Annotated in this window: 25 protein-coding genes; 10 read left to right on the top strand and 15 right to left on the bottom strand. The window is 71.0% G+C overall.

The window, feature by feature from the left end:
- The first annotated feature begins 72 nt into the window (after positions 1-72).
- Entirely contained in the window at positions 73-897 is an 825-nt protein-coding gene (locus tag KV097_RS17785) for an alpha/beta fold hydrolase (protein WP_220366648.1), read from the top strand.
- On the opposite strand, the gene KV097_RS17780 is transcribed toward KV097_RS17785, so the two are convergent.
- The 3 genes from KV097_RS17780 to KV097_RS17770 all read right to left on the bottom strand — a co-directional run bounded on the left by KV097_RS17780 (position 894) and on the right by KV097_RS17770 (position 4,363).
- Positions 894-2,393 carry an FAD-dependent oxidoreductase gene (locus KV097_RS17780; protein ID WP_255559862.1) on the bottom strand — a complete coding sequence of 500 codons (1,500 nt, stop codon included), beginning with the start codon at positions 2,391-2,393 and terminating at the stop codon, positions 894-896. The two genes, KV097_RS17785 and KV097_RS17780, sit on opposite strands and share 4 nt — an antisense overlap.
- Positions 2,394-2,508: 115 nt before the next feature.
- Positions 2,509-3,372 carry a CAP domain-containing protein gene (locus tag KV097_RS17775; RefSeq protein WP_220366646.1) on the bottom strand — a complete coding sequence of 288 codons (864 nt, stop codon included), beginning with the start codon at positions 3,370-3,372 and terminating at the stop codon, positions 2,509-2,511.
- A gap of 67 nt (positions 3,373-3,439) precedes the next feature.
- Complete coding sequence (locus KV097_RS17770; RefSeq protein WP_220366645.1) at positions 3,440-4,363, bottom strand: M15 family metallopeptidase; 924 nt, start codon at positions 4,361-4,363, stop codon at positions 3,440-3,442.
- Between the two features lie 75 nt (positions 4,364-4,438).
- On the opposite strand from KV097_RS17770, the gene KV097_RS19840 reads away from it, so the two are divergent.
- Both KV097_RS19840 and KV097_RS17760 read left to right on the top strand, forming a co-directional pair.
- Positions 4,439-5,476, top strand: coding sequence for a phosphatase PAP2 family protein (locus KV097_RS19840; protein WP_220366644.1), 1,038 nt, complete (start codon positions 4,439-4,441; stop codon positions 5,474-5,476).
- A gap of 114 nt (positions 5,477-5,590) precedes the next feature.
- Positions 5,591-6,073 carry a hypothetical protein gene (locus tag KV097_RS17760; protein WP_220342693.1) on the top strand — a complete coding sequence of 161 codons (483 nt, stop codon included), beginning with the start codon at positions 5,591-5,593 and terminating at the stop codon, positions 6,071-6,073.
- Between the two features lie 13 nt (positions 6,074-6,086).
- Here KV097_RS17760 and KV097_RS17755 read toward each other — a convergent pair whose 3' ends face one another.
- The 3 genes from KV097_RS17755 to KV097_RS17745 all read right to left on the bottom strand — a co-directional run bounded on the left by KV097_RS17755 (position 6,087) and on the right by KV097_RS17745 (position 9,361).
- Complete coding sequence (locus KV097_RS17755; protein ID WP_220366643.1) at positions 6,087-8,195, bottom strand: M1 family metallopeptidase; 2,109 nt, start codon at positions 8,193-8,195, stop codon at positions 6,087-6,089.
- Positions 8,196-8,289: 94 nt separating this feature from the next.
- Complete coding sequence (locus KV097_RS17750; RefSeq protein WP_220342695.1) at positions 8,290-8,712, bottom strand: hypothetical protein; 423 nt, start codon at positions 8,710-8,712, stop codon at positions 8,290-8,292.
- A gap of 10 nt (positions 8,713-8,722) precedes the next feature.
- Positions 8,723-9,361 (bottom strand): TetR/AcrR family transcriptional regulator, encoded by a 639-nt coding sequence (locus tag KV097_RS17745; RefSeq protein WP_220342696.1) that lies wholly within the window; start codon positions 9,359-9,361, stop codon positions 8,723-8,725.
- A 229-nt stretch (positions 9,362-9,590) separates the two neighbouring features.
- On the opposite strand from KV097_RS17745, the gene KV097_RS17740 reads away from it, so the two are divergent.
- Both KV097_RS17740 and KV097_RS17735 read left to right on the top strand, forming a co-directional pair.
- Positions 9,591-10,433, top strand: coding sequence for an alpha/beta hydrolase (locus KV097_RS17740; protein ID WP_220345645.1), 843 nt, complete (start codon positions 9,591-9,593; stop codon positions 10,431-10,433).
- Positions 10,433-11,242 carry a phosphotransferase family protein gene (locus KV097_RS17735; protein WP_220342698.1) on the top strand — a complete coding sequence of 270 codons (810 nt, stop codon included), beginning with the start codon at positions 10,433-10,435 and terminating at the stop codon, positions 11,240-11,242. The genes KV097_RS17740 and KV097_RS17735 overlap by 1 nt, the downstream gene beginning before the upstream one ends.
- On the opposite strand, the gene KV097_RS17730 is transcribed toward KV097_RS17735, so the two are convergent.
- Positions 11,243-11,908, bottom strand: a complete 666-nt coding sequence (locus KV097_RS17730; RefSeq protein ID WP_220366642.1) for a VOC family protein — start codon at positions 11,906-11,908, stop codon at positions 11,243-11,245.
- A gap of 93 nt (positions 11,909-12,001) precedes the next feature.
- Here KV097_RS17730 and KV097_RS17725 point away from each other — a divergent pair, with 93 nt between their 5' ends.
- On the top strand, positions 12,002-12,463 hold the full coding sequence (locus tag KV097_RS17725; protein ID WP_220342700.1) for a thioesterase family protein: 462 nt from the start codon (positions 12,002-12,004) through the stop codon (positions 12,461-12,463).
- A gap of 3 nt (positions 12,464-12,466) precedes the next feature.
- On the opposite strand, the gene KV097_RS17720 is transcribed toward KV097_RS17725, so the two are convergent.
- Entirely contained in the window at positions 12,467-13,054 is a 588-nt protein-coding gene (locus tag KV097_RS17720) for a TetR/AcrR family transcriptional regulator (protein ID WP_220366641.1), read from the bottom strand.
- Between the two features lie 9 nt (positions 13,055-13,063).
- Complete coding sequence (locus KV097_RS17715) at positions 13,064-13,873, bottom strand: hypothetical protein (RefSeq protein WP_220366640.1); 810 nt, start codon at positions 13,871-13,873, stop codon at positions 13,064-13,066.
- An 80-nt stretch (positions 13,874-13,953) separates the two neighbouring features.
- Between KV097_RS17715 and KV097_RS17710 the strand changes: the two genes are divergently transcribed.
- Positions 13,954-14,541, top strand: coding sequence for a QsdR family transcriptional regulator (locus KV097_RS17710; RefSeq protein WP_220342703.1), 588 nt, complete (start codon positions 13,954-13,956; stop codon positions 14,539-14,541).
- A 4-nt stretch (positions 14,542-14,545) separates the two neighbouring features.
- On the opposite strand, the gene KV097_RS17705 is transcribed toward KV097_RS17710, so the two are convergent.
- On the bottom strand, positions 14,546-16,135 hold the full coding sequence (locus KV097_RS17705) for a carboxylesterase/lipase family protein (RefSeq protein ID WP_220366639.1): 1,590 nt from the start codon (positions 16,133-16,135) through the stop codon (positions 14,546-14,548).
- A 163-nt stretch (positions 16,136-16,298) separates the two neighbouring features.
- On the opposite strand from KV097_RS17705, the gene KV097_RS17700 reads away from it, so the two are divergent.
- Complete coding sequence (locus KV097_RS17700) at positions 16,299-16,763, top strand: hypothetical protein (protein ID WP_220366638.1); 465 nt, start codon at positions 16,299-16,301, stop codon at positions 16,761-16,763.
- Between the two features lie 7 nt (positions 16,764-16,770).
- Here KV097_RS17700 and KV097_RS17695 read toward each other — a convergent pair whose 3' ends face one another.
- Positions 16,771-17,631 carry a CHAD domain-containing protein gene (locus KV097_RS17695; RefSeq protein WP_220366637.1) on the bottom strand — a complete coding sequence of 287 codons (861 nt, stop codon included), beginning with the start codon at positions 17,629-17,631 and terminating at the stop codon, positions 16,771-16,773.
- A 53-nt stretch (positions 17,632-17,684) separates the two neighbouring features.
- Between KV097_RS17695 and KV097_RS17690 the strand changes: the two genes are divergently transcribed.
- Positions 17,685-18,644 carry a DUF389 domain-containing protein gene (locus KV097_RS17690; RefSeq protein ID WP_220342707.1) on the top strand — a complete coding sequence of 320 codons (960 nt, stop codon included), beginning with the start codon at positions 17,685-17,687 and terminating at the stop codon, positions 18,642-18,644.
- Between the two features lie 70 nt (positions 18,645-18,714).
- On the opposite strand, the gene KV097_RS17685 is transcribed toward KV097_RS17690, so the two are convergent.
- The 4 genes from KV097_RS17685 to KV097_RS17670 form a co-directional block, all read right to left on the bottom strand.
- Complete coding sequence (locus KV097_RS17685; protein WP_220342708.1) at positions 18,715-19,377, bottom strand: pentapeptide repeat-containing protein; 663 nt, start codon at positions 19,375-19,377, stop codon at positions 18,715-18,717.
- Between the two features lie 6 nt (positions 19,378-19,383).
- Positions 19,384-19,857, bottom strand: a complete 474-nt coding sequence (locus KV097_RS17680; RefSeq protein ID WP_220366636.1) for an iron chaperone — start codon at positions 19,855-19,857, stop codon at positions 19,384-19,386.
- Between the two features lie 85 nt (positions 19,858-19,942).
- Positions 19,943-21,070 (bottom strand): alanine racemase, encoded by a 1,128-nt coding sequence (locus tag KV097_RS17675; protein ID WP_220366635.1) that lies wholly within the window; start codon positions 21,068-21,070, stop codon positions 19,943-19,945.
- 10 nt (positions 21,071-21,080) lie between these two features.
- Entirely contained in the window at positions 21,081-21,557 is a 477-nt protein-coding gene (locus KV097_RS17670; RefSeq protein WP_220366634.1) for a hypothetical protein, read from the bottom strand.
- A 103-nt stretch (positions 21,558-21,660) separates the two neighbouring features.
- On the opposite strand from KV097_RS17670, the gene KV097_RS17665 reads away from it, so the two are divergent.
- Positions 21,661-22,020, top strand: coding sequence for an MmcQ/YjbR family DNA-binding protein (locus KV097_RS17665; RefSeq protein WP_220366633.1), 360 nt, complete (start codon positions 21,661-21,663; stop codon positions 22,018-22,020).
- Positions 22,021-22,070: the final 50 nt, after the last annotated feature.

Here is a 22,070-nt window from a genome sequence, read left to right as displayed (position 1 = left end):
GACCCGGTGCCCCGTCGGCGATGAGTTGTGCCGACACCGGCGGTCTGCCCCAAGAACCATGCAGGAGGAACCATGCTGTCCATCCACGACCACACCACGACGTCCGCGGACGGCACGGTGATCGCCTACGACCGCCGGGGGGCCGGGCCACCGCTCGTGCTCGTCGAGCCGGCAGCCCACTTCCGCGGCTTCAGCGCCTTCGACGGACTCGCCGAGCGCCTCGCCTCTGACTTCCGCGTCTACCAGTACGACCGGCGCGGGCGCGGCCTGAGCGCGGACACCCCGCCGTACGCCGTGAGCCGCGAGGTCGAGGACCTGGCCGCGGTCGTCGCCGCCGCCGGGGCTCCCGCCTTCGCGTACGGCTTCTCCAGCGGGGCACTCGTAGCCCTGCACGCCGCTGCCGCCGGCGTCGACCTGCGCGCGCTCGCCCTCCTCGAACCCCCGCTCCAGGCCGAGCCGGCAGAGGGTGACAGCGCATTCACGGCCACGCTGGAGTCGCTGCTCGCGGCGGGCCGTCACGACGAGGCGACCGCGTACTTCCACCGGTCGATCGGGGTCCCCGACGAGATCACCGACGGCACGCGTGACACCCCAGCGTGGGAGGCGATGGTCTCGGTCGCGCCGACCCTGGCCTATGACGCGCGACTCTCGGACGAGTCGTCGCACCGTCTCCTGGAGCGCGTCGACGTCCCTGCGCTCGTCCTCGACAGCAGCGGCAGCACCGACGACCTCACGGGCTGGGCCTCCGCGGCGTCCCGCGCCCTTCCCTACGGCAGCCACCGGAGTCTGCCGGGCGGGTGGCACGGCGTTGACCAGGAGGCCCTGGCCCTCGCGCTCTCGGACTTCTTCGGGACGGCGGACCGCGCGGCACGCGAGGTGGTCGGTCGGCAGCGCTAGGACCGAGCCGGCCCGAACCACGTCATGAGGGCCTCCCTGAGTCCCGCCGGCGTTCCGTCCCCCACCCAGGCGACATGACCGTCGGGCCGGACGAGCACGGCGCTCGGAGCGGCGACCTCGCCCAGCACGGGCAGCTCCCACGCTCCTGCGACCTGCGCCCGTACGTGCTGGACGCGGTCCGCCCACGGCTCGGCGCCGAGATGCTCGGTCGTCCCGAGGTCGAGGAGGACGGGGCCGGCACCGTGCAGCAGGGAGTAGACACGACGGTCGCCGTCGGGCGCGACCAGGTCGAGGTCGGGCATGCGACGACCGAGCAGGGCATGGCCCTCGCCGAGGTCGTAGGCGGTGTCCAGCCCCGAGGCGAGACCCGCCATCAGGGTGCGAGGTCCGTCGAACCCCACCATCTGGGCGATCGTGCGGCTCAGCGCCGCGGTCCGGGCATCACCTCGCTGGAGCATCGACTGCGCCATCGTGTACTCGAGCACGCGGGCGGTGGCCGGGTGCCGCTCCGCCTGGTAGGTGTCCAGGAGCTCGACGGGCGAGGTGCCCTTGACCACCTGCGCCAGCTTCCAGCCCAGGTTCACCGCGTCCTGCACGCCGAGACCGATCCCCTGCCCACCCGCCGGGTGATGGACGTGGGCGGCGTCGCCGGCGACGAGCACCCGTCCTGCCCGATAGGCGGCGGCCTGCCGGGTCGCGTCGGTGAACCGTGAGACCCACGTCGGGTCGTGGACGCCGAAGTCCGTGCCGTACACGTCCTTCAACGCCTCACCGAGGTCGTCGAGCGTGGGATCGGTGGCGGGGCCGAGCCGCTGCTCGGTCACCACGGCCCGGACGGTGCGCCCGTCGTCCATGACGCCCAACCCGTGGATGCCCGTCGCGTCGAGACGGATCCCGTCCGGGATGTCTTCCCTCACCTGCACCTCGGCGATCAGGTGGCTGCGCGTCGCGTCCGAGCCCTCGAACGCGATGCCGGCCTCCTTGCGGACGATGCTGCGTCCGCCGTCGGCACCGACGACGTACGGCGCCCGGAGCGGTGACCCGTCCGCAAGACGGAGGACGACCCCGGTCTCGTCCTGGGCGACACCCGTCACCTCGAGGCCGCGACGGATGGGCACCCCCAGCTCCTCCACCCAGCCGAGCAGGATGCGCTCGATGTGGTTCTGCCACAACCCCAGCGAGTACGGGTGCCGGGTGGGGAAGTCGCTCAGGTCCAGCATCGTGCTGCCGAAGCTGACCACCTGGACCGTCTGCCCCTCGGCCAGGAACCTGTCGGCGATCCCCCGCTGGTCGAGCACCTCGATCGTGCGCGCGTGGAACCCACCCGCCCGGGAGCCCGCGAGCTCCGGTGTCGGTCGCCGCTCGACGACCGTGACCTCCACTCCTGCCAAGGCCAGCTCTCCCGCGAGCATCAGCCCCGTTGGCCCGCTTCCTACGACGACCACGTCGTTCATCTCAGCCCTCCTGTTCGCTCGGCACCGAGCAGTCTGGGGCAGCGACGGGGGCTTGCCGCAAGCCCAGGGGTGCGCTATACGTTGAGGAGGGCAGGGAGCATGGCTTCCTGCCTTCGTCGCGCCCGCGCCCGGATCGGTCGGCGCCCCGCGAGGGTCGTCAGTTGCGGTGGCGGCCGGAGGCAGCCGTACGCCGGCGAAGGCCGAGAGCCAGCACGGCCAGCGCGACCGCGCCGACGCCCGCGACCACGGCAGCCGAGGTCGTACGACCGACTCCGTCGAGCGAATCGGAGGCGACAGGGCGGGCGCGGTCCGACGGACCACCCGGCTCCGCGAGTGCGCCGGCGACGGGCGCGGAGGTCTCCGCCGTCGCCGGGGTCGGGGCCGTGCTCGGGCTGGGCGTCACGCTCGGCGTCGGTGTCGCCCGAGGAGGCTTCGGCGCCTGGGTCGGAGCGGTTGTCGGTCGCGGCGACGTCCGCGCGGCCTTCGGCTTCGCGGGTGCCGCGCTCGGCTTCGGTGTCGGGGTGGCCGAGGGAGTCGTGGGGGCCGCGGGAGCCGGTCGCGAGCCGGAGCCGGGATAGTTCGCGAACACCTGTACGCCCCAGGTGCTGCCGCCCGCCCTGATGAAGGCGATCCCGATGTCGGTGTAGTCGCCGAGGATGTTCGCACGGTGTCCCGAGGAGTCCATCCAGCCGCCGTGCATGGCGGCACCGCTCGGATAGCCCATCGCGACGTTCTCACCCACCCGACGCCACCCGCTCGGGATCTGGTCGGCGACGTCGGGGTTGTGCGACATGCGCCGGGCATCGGCCATCCGGTGTGCCCAGGCGAGCGCGACCGCGTCGAGGCTGGCGTTGCGGGTCAGCGGTGCGAGGCCCTGCGCCGCGCGGGCAGCGTTCGCGCGTGCACCGATCGTGTCGGCGTCGGACCCAGCGAGGGCGGGGGCGCCCCCGACCAGCACGAGGAGGAACGTCAGCGCCAGGACCACGACGGGCGCGGCCACCCTTCGGTCTCGTGTCGTCACCCGTGGAGACTAGCGGTTCCCCCGGGGGTCGGGTCCAGTCGCGCGACGGGGCTGCTCGGCGGCCGGCTCAGCGGTCGTCGCGGCTGAAGTGCTGGTAGTCCTTGAGCGTCCTCCACGCCCCGCCCCATCCCCAGCCGATCGTCTCGAACGCCCGGACGACCGGTCCGCCGGCGAGGATCATCCCGGGCCGGACGCGGTTGCGGTCGACATAGGCGGTCGCCAGCTCAGGCAGGACCACGTCGCCCTTGACGTACGGGTTCTGGAACGGGTTGATGTCGACCGCCAGACCATAGGCGTGCTCGGAGAACGTGGTCGTGCCGCGGGTGGGCCGGCAGTTGAAGGCACCGGTGTTGTTGCCGTCACCGGTCGGCGGTGCCGACAGCTCCGCCGCGCGGGTGATGCGCATCTCCTCGATCGGGAAGCGGGCGGTGTACATCGCCCGGAAGGCGCGGACGACCTTGCGGGCGACCGTCTTGTTGACCAGGAGCTCGCCGGTGTGGCGGGCGTCGTCGAAGCCCCAGAACGTCAGGCGGATCCAGGCGAGGTCGGACCGCGCGACCGGGCACCCGGGCCGCCAGGTGGAGCGGTCGATGACGCTGTCCGGCGGTGGCGACACGATCCGGCTGGCAAAACCCGCCCCGGGCAACGCCGGCAGCTGGTCCGGGAGGGTGAACCGACGGTTCCGCAGTGCCGGAGGGGTCGGGCGGACCTCACCGAAGCCGTCCGTGGTGACGGGGAGCACCCGCCTGCCCAACCACGCCGGAGGCACCGTGCCCGGGGCGGGCCTCGACGAGGGCGTCGGCGTGGCCGCGGGCGGTGTCGTCGCGGAGGGCGCGGTCGTCGGTGGGCTCGCGCTCGGCGACGCCGATGCCAGGGTGCTCTCGGAGCCGGTCGTCGGCTGCGCGTCCGGGTCACCGTTGCAGCCCGCGAGCACGACGGCCAGCGCGATCCCGAGAACGGGGAGCGAGGTGCGTACGCGGCGGCGCTGCATCCTTCCGAGTCTAGAACCCGATGTTGTCGGCGCCGCCGAACGAACGAGGCACTCGCCCCGGCGTACGCTGCGACCGTGGGGCCAACCACCCGCTCCGACGGTGTCACCGGGTCGAGCGCCCGGTGGCGGATCCGCTCGGGACAGGGCTGGTACTGGCGTACGTGGCTCGTGGTCGGTGCGTTCGCCGTCGTCACGCTGGTCGGCGCATCTGTCGCCGGCATCCCGATCCGCGACCCGGGCAACGCCTTCTTCCTCTCACGGCTGGCGATCGCGCTGCCCGGACTGCTGGTGCTCGCCGTCGTCGACGCCTGCTGGCGAGCCCACCCACGGACGGTGCGTACGACCCTGGGCGCTCTCCGCGCGAGGTGGACGGCACGGAGGACCGCCGCCGCGGTGAGCGGGCTCGTCGCCTACTACCTCGTCTATCTCTGCTACCACAACCTCAAGAGCTGGGACGTCCTGCTCGACCCCCGCGACGACCTGCTCCTGAGCTGGGACCGGTGGCTGTTCTTCGGCAGCACTCCGGGCGAGGCGCTGCACGACCTGCTGGGCGAGGGGGTCGCGATGTCGATCCTCTCGGTCGTCTACACCGCTTTCACGCCCGTCGTGACGGCGATGCTGCTCGGCTCGTTGGTGTTCACGGCGCGCATCCGGCACGGGTTCGTGATGCTCGTGGCGGGCATGTGGGGATGGATCCTCGGGGTCGGCTCGTACTACCTGATCCCGTCGCTGGGACCGTTCTGGCGGCTGCCGGAGGACTACGCCGATCTTCCCCGCACGGTCATCCAGGACATGTGGGAGAAGGACATCGCTGGTCGCGAGCAGCTGCTGGCCCATCCGGAGGCGCCGGACGCGTTCGCCCAGATCTCCGCGTTCGCGAGCCTGCACGTCGCGTTCACCACGCTGGTCTGGTTGATGGCGCGCTACTACGGGCTCCGGCGCCTGGGCCACGTCCTCGGCGTCTTCGTCCTCGCCACGATCGTGGCGACGTTCTACCTCGGCTGGCACTACGTCGCCGACGACGTGGCCGGGGTCGCGATCGGCTTCCTCGCCGTCTTCCTGGGCCGCAAGACGGTCTACCCCCGGCGGTCGGAGGAGCCGAGCCGAGAATGAGGGCGGCGGCGTCCCTCTCGTCTGCGGATCGGGACGGGCGGATCGCCTTTGGTCGAGGCCGGGCTAGTCCTTCGGACGATGCCGGGTGGCCCGCACCGTTCGTACGGTCGGGCCATGACCGTCGAACCTCCCACCACGACGCTCGGCTACACGCGCTCGGACGCGATCGGCACCGCCGTCGTCTTCGGTGTCGGCGGGCTCCTCCTCTTCCTGCTCGCCCCCGTCCTGGCGGCATGGTTGGCCGACGTCCCTGTCGTCCCGTTCAAGGGCCCGCTGGAGTGGGTGGCGTCGTTCGACCAGCCGTGGGCGTGGGTGGCGCGTCCTACCGTCGGTCTGCTCCTCGGCCTCGCCCTCGCTGCCTCCGAGATCTGGGGCGCCTACCGGTTGGAGGTCGACGACGACGCCGTGGTGGTGCACCACGGCGACGACCGCCGCCGCATCGACCGTACGCAGGTCGTGGCGGTCTATCGCGACGGCAAGAAGGTCGTCATCGACGGCCACGACGGTCGTCGCCTCTTCGAGCAGGAGGTGGAGGCGAGTCGCAAGGCAGTCGCCGCCGCGTTCCAACGCCACGGCTATCCGTGGGAAGGGCTGTGACGACGACCTCGAGTCAGCGCCGAGCGCGCCACTCCCTCGCAAACGGCGGCAGACCCGTCACCGGCGACCTCCGGAGGAAGGTGCCGGTGACCTCCGGACGGCTGGCCGTGTAGAGCCACGTGTCGAAGAGGTCGTCGAGCTGTTGCCCCGAGACACGCTCGGCGTAGGCGATGAACTGCGGGGTCGTGACGTTGCCGCCCGCGTTGCGCCGTGCCCAGCCGCGCAGGATCGCGAAGAAGTCGTCGTCTCCGACGGCGAGCCGCAGCTGGTGCAACGTCATCGCACCGCGGTCGTACACCGCGTTCGCGAACAGGCCGTCCGGTCCCGGGTCGCCGATCGTGAGGTCCCAGAACGGGTCCTCGGCCGGGTAGGCCGCGTAGGTGTCGTCGAAGATCTCCTGGGCCGTGGCCTCGCCCTTGTCCTCCCACCAGAGCCACTCGGCGTACGACGCGAAGCCTTCGTTGAGCCAGATGTCTCTCCACCGCTCGACCGCGAGACTGTCCCCGTACCACTGATGGGCGAGCTCGTGCACGACCACGGCCTCGGCGGCCTGTTCGCTTCCACCGATCTGCTCCTGCGAGTAGATCGGCCGCGTCTGGTTCTCCAGGGCGAACCCGAGGTTGGGGTACGCATCGACGATGCCACCGGACGAGGAGAACGGGTAGCGCCCGAAGGTGTCCTGCAAGAAGTCGAGGATCCGCGGGTGCTTGGCGAACGCCGCCTCCGCCTTGTCGCCGACGGTCGCGGGGCCTTCGTCCGGCGTGCCGGCGATCCAGTCGTTGGGGTTGGGCTCGCTCCCTGCGGGAGCGCCGCTGACGGTCCAGCCGTCCAGCTCGTCGCCGTCGGCCTCGAACGACGTGCTGCCTGCTCCGGTCGGGGTGGTGATGTCGTCGACGAAGACGCCGCCGGCCTGGACCACGTCGTCGCTCGCATACGTCAGGGACAGCTCCACCGACCGGCCCGTCCAGGCACCCAGGTCGACGCGCCACTGCTCGTAACCGTCGGACTGGCCGGTGGCGGCGTTCCAGGACCCGCTCGAGCCCGTCGCTGCGCACGTGTCGTCGCCCTGCGCCGTCTGGTAGTGCTCGAGGAACGGGTGCAGCGTCAGCCAGTACGGGCAGGAGTTGCCGACCTCGGTGCTGGTCGCTCCGCCGAGGTCGGGCAGCGTCGTCCAGTCGTCACCGCCCGGCGTCCGCGCCTCCACGAAGAAGTAGTCCCAGTCCTCCTCGGTCGACCGGTCCACCCAGAACCTCAGCTGCCCACCGGCCGCCGGGACCTCGACCGTGCGGGTCAGCCGCTTGTAGGACAGGCTGGCGGCCTGCGAGATGGCGTACTGGTCGCCGGTGCGCGCCGGCACCCGCTCGTACAGCTTGGGGTCGATCGCCTCGATCATCCGGATCCCGTCATAGCGGTAGTCCTTCACCCGGAAGTCGCTGATGGTCGCGGTCGTGAGGTACGACGCCATCGGCTCGCGTGCCTCCCACAGCCAGGTGGTCCACCCTCGCGAGGTCGACTGACCACGCGGGACCCCGTTGGCGACGGCCCGCAGGCCCTTCGGCGCGGTGATCTTGAACGAGTACGACGCCTTGTCGCTCGGGTGGTCGTTGACCGGATACCAGGTGTCGGCGACGTGGGGCTGACCGACGACGAGCGCCCCGTCGTCGGTGTGGATGAAGCCCGAGCCGTCCTCGAGAGTCTGCGGGACCCCGTCGTACCGGATGTCGGTGACGAAGGTGGTGCGCTTGCGGAGGCCGCGCGGCGGGGTGATCGTCAGCTCACCGCCGGTGTGCCGCCAGGTCGCACGGCGCCCGTTCACCCGCACGGAACGGACGGTCAGTCCCTCGAGGTCGAGGTTGAACCGAGACAGGTTCTGGGTGGCACGGGCACGCATGCGAGCCTGTCCGGCCAGCCGGTCCGTGGCCGGGTCGTACCGGACGTCGAGCGTGTAGTGGATCGCGTCGTAGCCGCCGTTGCCGTCGGTCGGGAAGTACGGGTCGCCGATGCCCGCGGCCCCCGGGGTGAAGTGGGGCCGATCATGAGCGCTCGCTGGCCCGCCGAGCAGGGCGGCACCGAGAGCGAGGGCGGAGAAGACCGAGACGAGGGCAGGGAACGTGCGGCGCATGGCGACCTCCGGAGACGAACCGTCGGTTCCTCACTGTCGTCCACGTCACACTCCCGCGCAAGAGGGCGCAGACCACCGTGCCCCGGTCGACCGGTCAGCCGCGGCGACGGTCGCGCCAGGCTCCGGTGGCCCACAGCGCCCACAGGACGAGCAACGGCTGGAACAGCAGCCTGACGGCCCGAGCCCTGTCGTCGTTGAGACCGAACGCGTCGGTGTGCGTGACGTACTGCGAGATGTTGCCGGGGAAGATCGCCACGAAGAACGCCGCCGTGAGCCATCCGACCGGGACGCGCCTGCCGGGAAGGCCGATCAGGGCGCCGCCGAGCCCGACCTCCACGAAGCCGGACGCGATGACCACCGTGTCGGCGCCGACCGGGACCCAGTCCGGGACCTGGGCGAGGAACTCGCGGCGCGCGAAGGTGAGGTGGCTGATGCCGGCGAAGAGGAGGAAGGCGCCGAGCGCCCACCGTCCGATCGTACGGGGCGTCGAGAGCGGTGGCGGTGAGGTGTCGGGCATGGACCTCAGGCTATGGGCAAAGCATCTGCAGGAGTGCCGCACACTCGCGCCGCAGCGTGTCGGCGGCATCGGTACGCCCGGCCAGCAGGTCGATCAGCGCTCGGAGGAAGAGCCCGTCGTAGAGGGCGTATGCGACGGGTGACGAGACCCGGGGAGGGCTGTCGGCGAGGTCGGCGTAGCGGCAGACGACACGCCACACCATCTGCTCGAGGAGGAGGTCGATCTCCTCGATGACGCCCTCGAGCTCGGGCGTGTACATGCTCTGGTTGCGCAGGTCGTACCACATGCGGTGCAGGTCGGTCTCGTCACGGAGCGTGGCGACCATGGCGTCGGAGTAACCGTCCCGGAGCTCCCTCGCCGTGGTCGCGGACTCGATGATGGAGTCGTAGTGCTTGACGCAGTCTCGCTTGTACTGCCGCACGCAGTGCTGCATCAGGTCGAGCTTGTCGCTGAAGTAGTAGTGGACGACACCGTGCGAGTACGGAGAGTTCTGGGCGATGTCACGCAGGCTCGTGTTGGCGAAGCCCCGATCGGCCAGGGTGGAGAGAGCCGAGCTGGCCAGCTCGGCTCGCCGTTGCTCGAACTTGTCGTCCGAGGCACGACCGGCTCGCGCCTGCCGGCGCGTGGCGCGTCCCCCCGCGGTACTCACGGGCCCCACGATACGCCGGTCGAAAGTCACCGACTCCCTCGTGCAAAAAAAGAATCTTGACAGATGTATACGAAAATCTTGTCAACCGTCAAGATGTCTGTTTATCTATTCATATCCGTTCGGTCTCGTACCAGGCGGATGAAGGGGCTCGGGCCGGCGGGGGCGGCACCGGGCCCCTCACGCGTCCCCGCACTGGCGACCAGGTGACCGCTGAGCGACAGGACGCGACATGACCGACACCCGCCCCGACACGATCGTGCTCGTGCACGGACTCTGGATGACCCCCCGCAGCTGGGAAGGCTGGGTGGACTACTACGGCGCCAAGGGATTCAGCGTCCTGACGCCCGGCTACCCCGGCTTCGAGATCGAAGTGGAGGCGCTGCGCGAGAACACCGACGTGATCGCCCGCCTCACCGTCCCTGACACCGTCGGCCACCTCGCTTCTGTCATCGAGGGTCTCGACTCGCCGCCGGTCATCATGGGCCACTCCTTCGGCGGCACGCTCACCCAGCTTCTCCTTGCACGCGGCCTCGGCGCTGCGGGTGTCGTGATCGACTCGGCACCGACCGAGGGGGTCCACGTCACCCCGCCGTCACAGGTGAGATCGCTCTTTCCCATCCTCAAGAACCCGGCCACCCGGACCAAGGCGGTCGGATTCACTCCGGAGGAGTTCCACTACTCGTTCGCCAACACCCTGTCCAGGGCGGAGTCCGACCAGGCGTGGGAGCGCTACCAGGTCCCCGCGCCGGGCAGCTGGGTCTGGGAGTACGGGCTGCTCGCAAACATCAAGCCGGGCCACCAGGAGACGTGGGTCGACTACGACAACGACGACCGGGCGCCGTTGCTGTTCATCGCGGGCGGCGAGGACCACATCATGCCGCCGTCGGTCAACAGGGCGAACGCCAAGCACTACAAGAGGTCCGCCGCACTCACCGACTACCACGAGTTCGAGGGGCGCGACCACTGGACGTGTGCCGCTCCGGGCTGGGAGGCCGTCGCCGACCACGCGCTCGAGTGGTCCCTCGAGCATGCCGGCACGACGTCCCGTACGGCGCCCGTCACCGACACGTGATGCCGCTGTCCGACGGCCACGACCACGAGGTTCGGCGCAGCGAGCGCGGCACGCTCGTACGGCGCCGCCTCCCAGGCGCCGACTGCCTGACCTCGTGGGACGAGGCGGCCCTGCTTCGGCTCGTCGCGGCGGTCTCGCCCTTGCCCGTCCCCCAGGTGCTCGATGTCAGACGGGACGACGACGTGATGGAGATGGCTCTCGTCCCGGGCGGTCCGCTGCTCACCAGGCTCGCCGAGCTGGACCAGCCGACGCGAGATCGACTCGGCGCCGACCTGGGCGCCTTCCTCTCCGCGCTGCACGGCATCCCCGTGGCCTCCGTCTCCGGGCTCGTCCCCGTCGACGACACCGCACCGGCCGATCTGCTCGCCGAGGGAGTCGAGCTCCTCGGGGCGTGTGCCGGCGCGATCCCCGTGGGCCGTCACCGCGCCGTCGAACGCTTCCTCGAGTCGCCCGCACCGCGGCCGTCCGCGCGACGGGTGCTCTCCCACAATGACCTGGGCGCGGAGCACGTCTTCGTCGACGAGGACGCCCAGGTCATCACCGGGGTCATCGACTGGTCGGACGCCGCGCTGACCGATCCCGCGCTGGACCTGGGACTGGTGCTGCGAGACCTCGGCGTCGGCGCGTTCGACCGTGCACTCGACGCGGACGACGGCGAGCCCGAGGTCGACGACCTTCGGACTCGGGCGATCTTCCACGCCCGGATCCGCGCGCTCGAGGACCTCGCCTACGGCATCGAGACCGACCGGGACCTCTATCGGCGCAACGCGTCTCGGGCCATCGCCGCCCTCTTCGACGACGAGGGTTAGTCAGTCGCGGTCCTGCCAGGTGCAGAGGCAGACCTTGTTGCCCTCGGGATCTGCGAGCACCCAGAAGCTGGGCGCCTCGTCGTCGCTGGCGACGGTGCCCCCCGCGGCGAGGGCGGCGTCGATCCGCGACTGGACCTGGTCGGGCGGCACCCACACGTCGAGGTGCCACCGCTGGCGTGGCTCCTCGCTGCCGGACGGCTGGAACCAGACGGTCGGCAGGGCACGATGCTGGTCGCGGATCTCGTCGTCGACCTCCGGCACGGGTGACTCCTCCATCGCCAGGGCGGCTCGCCAGAACGGCAGCACCTCGCCGTGCGCCGGACTGTCCAGAGCGAGCTCGATCCGGGAGACGGTCGCCGGCTCGAGAGAGACGTCGTCGTCCGCGTCCGCGACGACGGCGCTGATCCGGCGCGCGAGGTCGACGTCGACGCGGGTGACGCCTCCCGCCGCGTGGTGCGTCAGACGGACGTCGACGTGGGTGGGTCGCAGGTCGAGGTCGGGGTCGTGGTGGGTCGACCCCGCGGCCGCGCCGATCGCGTTCGCGACACGGAGCGCTGCGGCGAAGTCGGGGACGCGTATCCGCGTCTGGAGCCCACCGAGGAGGTAGACCCAGCCGTCCAGCTTCTCGTCGGCGACCCTCTGGCCGGTCAAGGTTTCGATGCTCATGGACCCATGCTGGCGTCAGGGCGGCCTGGCGCACAGGTCGACGCGCAGCAAACCCCGTGACATTACGACCGATCGGTCGTAATGTTTGGTCGCATGACGCTCACTGACGGCAGGACGACCACGGACGAGCCACCGTACGGGGTGGTGGTCCCGGTCCGGGTCTACCTCGACGACCTCGACGGCTTCGGGATGCTCAACCACGTCGAGTACGCACGGCTCTTCGACCACGCGGTCATCGACTTCTGGACCGGGGCCGGCTGGGTCCTCGACCCGTCGACGTCGGTCCAGGTCATCCGCGACCTCCACCTGACGTTCCACCAGCCCGTGACCGCCGTCGGCGACGTGGCCGTGCACCTGTGGGTCGAGGAGGTCGGCAGGACAAGCGTCAACTACCACTTCCGGATCCTGTCCAGCGATCACGAGACCCTGCACGCCGAGGGCACGCGGCGGCTCATCAACCTCGACCCGGCGACGTTGCGGCCGACGCCGTTGACCGACGAGCAGTGGGAGTACGCGGCGCCACTGCTCCGCGGCGACGTCCGGCGCACCACCTAGCTGCTAGCCGAGCGCACCGATCACGTCGAGGGCACAGCCGACGGCCAGCCCGAGCTCCTCGTCGTCCTCGAACAGGGCGTAGCGGACACTGCCCGCGGAAAGGAACGCGTCGAGCTGGAAGGCGACCGTGCGTCCGTCCCCGCCCGCAGCCTCCGCGTCGGCTGCCAAGAGGTCGAGCCACTCTCGCTCGAGACGACGCACCGCGTCGGCGACCGCGCCGTGCTGCGCGCCGTACTCTGCCGAGGTCGTCACCAGGAAGCACCCACCGGGGAAGACACGGCGGCGGACGTAGGCGGCCCAGCTCTCGACGAGCGCCGTCAACCGGCGCGATCCCGACCCGGCCGACCACACGGGCGCGATCACCTCGGCGATGAAGACGCGGCGGGCCTCGGCGATCGCCGCGAGCTGGATCGCCTCCCGGTTCTCGAAGACGGTCAGGATGCCGCTCTTGCTGACCCCGGTCGCGGTCGCGAGCCGACCGACGGAGACAGAGTCGAGCCCGTGCAGCGTCGCCACGTCCGCGGCGCAGCGGGCGACCTTCTGACGAGACGCGTCACCGCGCGCTCGACGTCCGTCGGTGGTCGCGGTCATGACGCGAGTCTAGGTGGCGCTCACGACCCTGGACGAGCTCGAGCGACGGCGAAGGATCAGCACTGCGTTGACGGTCACGATCACCACCGCAGCGGCGGCTGCGGTGAGGACGAGCGCGTCCGAGGTGTCGCGGACCGCGACCATCACGCCGATCAGCGCCCACACCAGCGTGGCGGCGTACGCCCAGGAGCCGCCGAGGAGCACGCTGATGGCCAGCGCGACGAGGGCGAGCACGACCAGGGCACCCAGCTGCCAGGCGACCTCATCCCCGTCGAGCCATCCCGACTCCACCATGGCCGAGCAGACGTTGACGATGCCGGCCGCGGTGACCCACCCGGCGTACACGCCCGTCGTCACCCGCGCCAGAAGGGTCAGCCAGGTCGGCGCACCGACGTCGGAGGAGACACGCCTCTTCGCGACCGTCGCGGCGTCGACCGCGACGACGACCATCGCGACGAGAACGGCGGCGGTCACCCACGTCCACTCCAGCGCCGAGACGACGATCCACAACGCCGCACCCGCGTACAGGAGCACGAGGTCGCGCAGCAGACGGTCCGGTTGCCGCGTCCCGGTCGACCGCTTCACGAGGACCACGACGGCGAAGACCACCGTCAGCAGGTAGATCAGGCTCCAGATCGAGAACGTGTAGCCGGCCGGGGTGATCAGCAGGTCCTCGCCCTGGCTGCTCGGCGGTGCGCCGAGACCGCCCAGCGACTGGACGGCGGGGACCAGGATCTGGACCGCGGCGGCGGCGAGGGCCGCCCATGCGAGAGCACGGGACGGCGTGGTCGTGGCGTTCGTCTTCGTCGAAGTGGTCATCGCTCTCCACGCTAGCGACGTACGGCCGAGCGCACAGACAACGCGCCGAGCCTTGCCGACGTCCGGGTCGGCATGGTCCGATGACCGCCATGCCGACCCGGGTGATCGAGCCGCACGACGCCGTCGCCGTCGCGCGCTCCTGGTTCCTGGAGGGACGTGCCGTCGACATGCGTGAGCTCGCCACCGTGCTGGCGGTCGGTCGGGCGACGCTCTATCGGGTCGTCGGCAGCAGGGACCGGCTGCTCGGGGACGTCGTCGACTCGCTCGGTCAGGCGACGCTCGCCGCATCGGTCGCCACCGCGGTGAGGGCGGGGCTTGCGCCGGGTGTGGAGCGTATCGTCGGGGCAGCCACCCTGATGAACCAGGCCATCGTCGGCTTCGGCCCGCTCCGCACGTTCGCGACCGCCGAGCCGGAGACGGCCTTCCGCGTCCTCTTCATGCCGGCGGCCCGCGTCCATGCCCGGGCGGTCGAGGGGTGGCGCCGGGTCCTTGCTGAGGCCGCGGCCGCCGGCGAGCTCCGGCTGCGCGCCGACCCTGGTCGGGTGGCCTACATGTGGGTCCGGATCGGGGAGTCGGTGATCTACGCCGACCTGCTCGCGGACCGCGAGCCCGACCTCGAGCTCGCCGTCACGCTCCAGCGCGCGCTGCTCGAGGCCGGACCCGGCTGATCGGTCACCCCAGCTGCGACCAGAAGCCGCACTGGGCCGCCGCGGCGACGTCCTCGACACCGATCCCTCCGGCCGCTGGGAGGTCCAGCGCCATCACGTCACCCGGTCGGTCGTACTCCGGCCACCGGGGCAGGCCGCGGCCGGACGGACGACCGCGGGCCGCGAAGCTCGTCCAGTACGCCACCATCGCGTCGGACAGCGTCTCCTGCTCGGCGCTGAGACCGTCACCGAAGAGGCCCGGGAAGAGGAACGGCAGCTCGGTCGCGTGGGAGGCGCCGTTCTGCGTCCCGAGGATCGGGACCAGCGGGTCCGCGGTTCGGTCCTGGAACTGGTAGGCGTAGACCCGCGCGCCACGCCGCTCGGACGCCACCTCGTACGCGTCGACGTGGGAGCAGGTCGAGAGCGCGGTGCCGTAGTCGCTGAACACGGTCGACAGCGCGATGATCGGCGAGCCGTACGACTCGACGGGATATCTCGCGAGCACGGCGTCGGCCGCCGCGCCGAACCGGGCACGGATCGCCGCGGTGTACTGCGCCGCGGTGAGGGTGGTGCCGTACTGGAGCGGGACGAAGAGCCGGTTCTCGTCGAGGGTGTTCCCGTGCATCAGGTCGACACGGTTGGCGGTCCCCGTGGCGAGGGCGTCCCCGGGCTGTCGGGGCAGCGCGGTGCCACCGACGGCGAACGCACCGCCCGTCCACGCACGCAGCAGTGTCTCGGGGTCGCGCTGGCGCAGGCACGCGGGCACGTCGGCCGCGGCCCCGCAGCCGACCGCCTCGGCGTACGCCTCCCCCGCCGCCTGCGCACTCGCGAGCGTCGCGAAGTCGGAGGTGCACGAATAGCTCTGCGCGATCGCGCGACGGAAGAGTCCTCGCGCTCGGGGTGAGGCGACGTTGGCGCACACCGACGCGCTCCCCGCGGACTCGCCGAAGACGGTGACGTTGCGGGGGTTGCCGCCGAAGGCGCGTGCGTTGCGCTGGACCCAGCGCAACGCTGCCTGCTGGTCCAGGAGCGCTGCATTGCTCGAGCGGAGGCTCGGGTGCGCGAGGAATCCGAACGGCCCCAGCCGGTAGTTGATGGTCACCACGACCACGTCACCCTGCGTGGCGAGCTTGGAGGCGTCGTAGTCGGCTCCGCTGCCGGTCAGGAACGAGCCGCCGTGGATCCACACCATCACCGGCAGTCCGGCCGGCCGCGCAGACCGCCCGGCGGGCGTGGTCACGTTCAGATAGAGGCAGTCCTCCCCGTACGTCTGGGGGTTGCCCGTCCCGTTGGAGAGCTGGGCGCACTGTGGTCGCGGCGCGGTCGCGTCCAGGACGCCGCGCCACCGGCTCACGGGCTTGGGCGCCCGGAAGCGGAGGTCACCGACCGGAGGCGCGGCGTACGGGATGCCCTGGAACGTCCGATAACCCTCCGCGGCCATGCCTCGCACCGCGCCGTCCGCGACCCGTACGACGGTGTCGTCCCGGTGGCCCGGCGGCTTCGCCTCCGCTGGGGCGACCAGGGCGGCGGCCGCCAGTCCCGCGATCGCGAGCGCCGAGACGGCAACCCGCACGACGGGACGGACGAGGACGTGATGGGGACGCGTGACAGGCACGAGAACCTCCCGAGGGTCGGCGACGCGGTCCTCACGGAGCCGCTCTCCGGACGCTAGTCAGGAGCCCACGGTGCCGCCAGGAGCACCGACCAACGTGAGACCGCGTCCCAGCCCGGGAGGCAAACGGGACCCGGGCGAACGACTGGCTTCGTACGGTGTCTCGATGGGACTCGATGCCGACTATCCTGCCGCGCGGGTGAGCAACCCCGCCGACAGCGTTCCGATCTATGACGGCAGGCGGGTGATCGCCCATCTCGGGCCGGACGACCACTTCCACTCCGCAGCCACCAACGTCACGTGCCGCATCAGCCGCCGCAACGGCGCTTGGTACCGGCTCCTCAACCCCGCCGGCTGGGATCCGAGCGCGGTCACCGCGTACGTGTCGGCGAGCCGCACCACGTTGTTCGGCACCGACGCGCCCCACCCGATGCACGACTGCGTCGGCAACGCCGACCAACCGGGGCCGCCGTGGTGGCGTGACGCCGTGACGACGACAGTGGTCGTGGGAGCGGCTCTCGCGGCAGCGTTGGCCGCGCAACGACTGGTCAGAGTGCGGCCGCCGCTCCCTTCACCACCGGAGCCGCGCGCGCTCGACGTCGACGCGCCAGGCAGGTCGGCCGGCAGCTGAGCATGTCTCAACGGAAGCGTGCGAGTGCGTCCCGCAGCTCCTCGACCGCGCGCGGAAGGGCGCTCAGCCGAGCCGCGGCGACAGCTCGTGCGCGCACCGCAGGGGAGTCGGCGGGACGGTCGACGGACGCGTACGACTCCGCGAAGGCGATCGCGTCCCGGTGGTCGCCCAGCAGGTCGTGGATGCGCTCGGCCGAGTCCGCCAGAGCCGGTGCCTTCGCGCCGAACAAGCCCACCGGGGGCCGCGTGACCGCCTCGGTCGCATAGCGCAACCGCCGAGCCGCCTTGCGCAGCTCGTGCAACGCCGGGAGCGAGGCGGGCTCGGCAGCCGCCGTCTCGGCCCGCCGCAGCACCCGCTCGCCTTCCTTGACGAGCCTGCGGCGCAGGCTGCGCACGGCGGGACGGCGTGCCTTCTCCGTACGCGGTGGCGCGGCGAGGAAGTCCGCCAGATCCGATCGCCTCCGCACCGCCACGAGGCTCGTCCCGCGCCTGGCCACCCGTCGCTCGGCAGATCGGTGGTCACGCTGCAGGTCCGCGAGCCTGCGGTGATCGGCCGACGATCCTTCGTCCACGTCGAGGAACCGGCGGGTGACCGCGATCCGCACCTCGGCGTCACGCACCTCGCCGAGCTGTCTGCCCCAGTCGCGGTAGACGCGGTGCAGGTGCCGGACGGCCTCGTCGTCGAAGAACGGCCGGTAGGCCGACAGCGTGCTCCGAAGGCGCCGTACGGCCTTGCGGTGGCGGTGCACACCGTCAGGCTGGTCGAGCAGCGCCGGCCCGAGGGTCGCGTCGAGCTCCGCGGCCACAGCCTCCAGCGCCCTGACCACTGCGTCACCTGCGTCGACAGGTCGGCCCGCGCCTTCGCCCATGCTCGGACGGTACTCCGCCACGTCGGTGCGCGGGGATGCGCAAGACTGCGAGCGTGCTCCACCTTCGCATCGTGGCTCCGTCGGACCTGACCGACGACGTGACGCGACTGCTCACTGCGGACGAGGCGGTGAGCAGCGTCACCGTGGTGCACGGCGCCGCCGTCAAGCCGGCGGGTGACGTCATCGACGCCGACGTCGCCCGCGAGGCGGCCAACGAGATCATCGACGGTCTCCACGACCTCGGAGTCCACCGTCGCGGGACGGTGCAGATCGAGCCCGTCGGGACGTGGCTGTCCCAGGCCGGCTACGTCGCGGACTCGCGCGCGCCCGGGAGCAGCGCCGACTCGGTCGTCTGGGCGTCGGTGACGGAGCAGGCGTACGAGGACTCCGAGGCCAACTGGACGTTCATGTCGTTCATGGTCCTGGCGACCACGTTGGCCGCGATCGCGATCGTGGTCGACTCCCAGATCCTGGTCATCGGCGCGATGGTGCTGGGGCCGGAGTTCGGCGCGGTCGCCGCGCTCGGCGTCGCGCTCGTACGCCGACGCTCCCACCTGCTGCTGGCCGCGTCGCGCACGCTCGTCTTGGGATTCGTCACCGCGATCCTGATCACGACCTGCCTCGTCCTGCTCGCCCGCGCGCTCGGGTGGATCACGCCAGACACCCTCGCCGCTCCACGTCCCGACACGGCGTTCATCTACTCCCCCGACAAGTGGTCGTTCATCGTGGCGGTCATCGCCGCAGCGGCAGGCGCCCTGTCGCTCACCTCCGCACGGATCGGCGGGCTCTCGGGCGTCTTCATCTCGGTCACCACGATCCCCGCGGCCGGGAACGTCGCACTCGGCCTCGCCTTCGGCAGCTGGAGCGAGGTGCGCGGCAGTTCGCTGCAGCTTCTGATCAACATCGCCGGGATGGCGCTCGCGGGCTGGGCGACCCTCGCTCTCCAGCAGTCGGTCTGGTCGCGGGTGTCGGCCCAGCGGGCGCGACTGCGACGGCGACGACAGCGGCGGTAGGACCGCGGCGGCACGCTCGGCGTCGTAGGCCGTGACGAGCTGCCGGTAGCGCAGGCTGACAGCCGTGACGCTAGGGTCCGGGCGGCCGCCGAGGCTTCTCGACTCCTGACCAGTCGGGACCGGTCGGCTCGTCCTCGACCACGATGCCGAGGCTGTCCGCGATGATCGGCGCGAGGAGCGAGAGCTGGAGCGGACTGATCGTCACGCCACGCAGTGCCGTCACCCCGACGATCTCGCGGAGCTCGGCTCCTCGCAGGTCCAGATGCGACGCCGACGCGTGCTGCAGGTCGAGCCGGGCAATCGTGCACCTGACGAAGCTGACCCGGAGGACGGTCGCCTCGACGAGGTCGAGCTCGTCGATGACGCAGTCGGAGAAGACGACGTCGCGCAACCTCGTCCCACGCAGATTGACGAAGGACAGCTTGCAGCCGGAGACGAGCACAGAGTCCCACTCGCTGTCGTAGAGGTCGGCCGACCCGATCCTGCTGCCCTCGATGCGGACGTCGCGCAGCCTCACCCGCGGCGCTCGCAGGACAGCGACGTTGACGCGATCGAGCAGTGCCTCACGCAGCCGTGCGCCCGCAAGGCTGAGCGAGTCGGCAGTCAGGTCGCGGAAAGCCGCACCCTCGAGGTCGGCGGACGGAACGAGGTCGTCGGCGACGCCCTCGTCGAAGCCCTCCACTGCGAGCGGGTCGAGCTGAGGGCGACGGGTCGTGGTTCGAGGTCTTCCCACGTGACCTCAGCTCACGGCCCGCGCGACGAGGGCCTCGATCTTCGTCGCGTCGGCGTCCGTCAGGTCGCTCAGCGCGTACGAGGTGGACCACATGCTGCCGTCGTCGAGCCGGGCCGCCTCCTCGAAACCGAGCGTGGCGTAGCGCGAGTCGTACTTGTCCGCGCCCTTGAAGAAGCAGACGACCTTGCCGTTCTCGTCGGCGTACGCCGGCATCCCGTACCAGGTCTTGGGATCGAGGTGCGGCGCGACGGCGGTGACGATCGTGTGGATCCGCTCGGCCATCCCACGGTCCGGCTGCGGCATCTCGGCGATCTTCGCGAGCACGTTGGCGAGATCGTCGGCCTTCTTCTTGCCGCCGCGCCCGCTCGACCTCAGCTCCGCGGCACGCTCCTTCATCGCGGCGCGCTCGACGTCGCTGAAGCCTCCTGCCGCGTCGGCCTGATCGGTGGTCTCGTCGGCGGTCTTCTTGCTTCTGGGCATCGGGCCCTCCTCATCGGTCACCGCTGGTTGTCGCTCACCACGATGCCCGCACCATCTCCCACCGCGCTTCTCCGATCGTGACCGATCACGCGTTCAGACCGCGGGCCGCCACCGACCACATCTCCCTCTCCCCTCCGTCGTGGACGTGGACGTGGACGCGGTCGGCGAGGTTGATGGCGGTGCAGACGTGGTTCGGCAGCACGGCGACGCGGTCTCCGACCCGCGGGACCACCGCTGGGTCGGCAGCGCTCACGTCGACCACGCCGTGGTGCTCCCAGATCCGGTCGATGCGCGCGCTCGGCACCCCGACGAGGAGCCCGTGTCCGTCGACGTACGGCGGCCGGTCCGCGGCGAGCGTCTTGCTGCCCGCGTCGAGGACGATCCGGTCGCGAGCGGGGGCGCTCACGACCGTGGCGACCACCGCGAGAGCCACGTCGTCGACGCCCGCCGTACCGAGCGCGACCTGCTGCGCGTCCCCGAACGCGTACACGCCCGGGCGCGTCTCGGTGACGATCGTCGTGTCGGTCGCCTCGTACGTGGGAGTGGCCCCACCGCTGACCACGTCACAGCGCAGACCCGCGGCGGCGAAGGACTCCACGGCGCTGGTGAGCGCACGTGCCTCGGCCGCCGCCGCAGCGGTTGACGCGCCGACGGCATAACCATGTCCCGGGAATGTGAAGGCGCCGTCGACCGTGATGCCTTCACCGACCGCGTACGCGGCGAGGGCGCCGGCGTCCTCGGGGACAACCCCCGTACGACGCAGGCCGCACTCGACCTCGACGAGGAGCGAGAGGCGTGGGTGAGCGGCCAGGCCGTGACGCACGAGGGCGTCGACGCCCTCCCGCGAGTCGATCCCGAGGACGACGGTCGCCTTGTGGAGCAACCGTCGCAGGCGCTCGGCGACGGCAGCCGTCGTCCAGAGCGGGTACGCGATCAGCAGGTCGTCGAAGCCCGCGTCCGCGAAGCACTCGGCCTCACCGACGGTCGCCAGGGTCAGTCCCCGGGCTCCCGCCTCGACCTGGAGCCGCGCCACCTCTGGCATCTTGTGAGTCTTCACGTGCGGGCGGAGCCGTAGCCCTGCGTCGTCGCAGAACGCCTGGGTGCGGGTGATGTTGCGTTCCAGCGTGGGACGGTCGACGGCGAGGAACGGTGTCGGGATCCCCTCCCAGCGATCCGGCGACCACCGCTCCAGGGCCCTTCGCTCCTCGCTCATGTCCGCCACCCTAGGCGGCCGTGGCACTCGTGCCGAGCCACACGCGGGGGCCCTTGCACCCTGCGGGCGCAGAGAGTCCGTCGAGGTCGAACCTGGCGGGCGTCCCGGTGACCTCGAGCAGTGTCCCGTACCTGTAGGCCGTGCCATCATGCGAGACCGTGTCCTCATCGGTTCTCGTCTCGCCCTCGGGAAACGCGATGACCCATTTCCGTGCTGGACCCTCCGACCGGCTCTCGATCAGGTAGACGCAATCTCCGTCGAGCTCGAGGCGCCCTCTGAGGGTAGACGGCTTCCGGTCGCCGAGAGGTGCGGTGTACGACGCAACAAAGGGGCCCGTGGGTCCCGTGACGCACTCATCAAACGCACACGTACACGCAGACACCGCGATGCTCCCAACCGCCAGAAGAATCGTGCCGAACAGCGTCCTCACACTCGCTCGCACGTCTCGCTGCCTCGACGAACCTGGCGGCGCGGTTCTGCTCGTCATGGAAACGATCCTGGCCCACCCGGATGCAGGGGCACCACCCCGACGAGGAGGAGTCCGGCCGGCGGCACCGATGAGTCCGGCTCGGTGACGCAGTCGGCTCAGCATGGCGGTGATTGACGACGTCCGGTCCCTGGGCTCCGAGCTGGAGCGCTCGTACGAGGTGTACGTGCGCGGAAGGCTGAAGTTCCGTGTCAAGCAGATCGTCTATGTGGCGTTCTCGCTCGACGAGCGCGTGATGGGCTTCGGCTTCCCCAAGGAGGAGCGGGCCGGACTCGTCGCGAGCGCGCCGAACACGTTCCACCTGCCCTCGGAATCGGACATGCGCTTCAGCTGGGTCCATGCCGATCTCGCGGCGCTGGACCCTCGAGAGGCTCGCGAGCTCGTCGTCGACGCGTGGCGCATGGTCGTCCCTCAGAAGGTGTCGCGCGCCTACGACCTGATCCACCCTCACGGGCCAGGGTGATCCATAGTGTTCCGTACATAAGGCTTTATCTTGCTTTGCGTATCGTACAC

It is taken from the genome of Mumia sp. zg.B17 (assembly GCF_019550915.1).
Lineage (GTDB): Bacteria > Actinomycetota > Actinomycetes > Propionibacteriales > Nocardioidaceae > Mumia.
The sequence above is the reverse complement of the archived record's forward strand: the minus strand, read 5'-3'. Positions and strand labels throughout refer to the sequence as shown.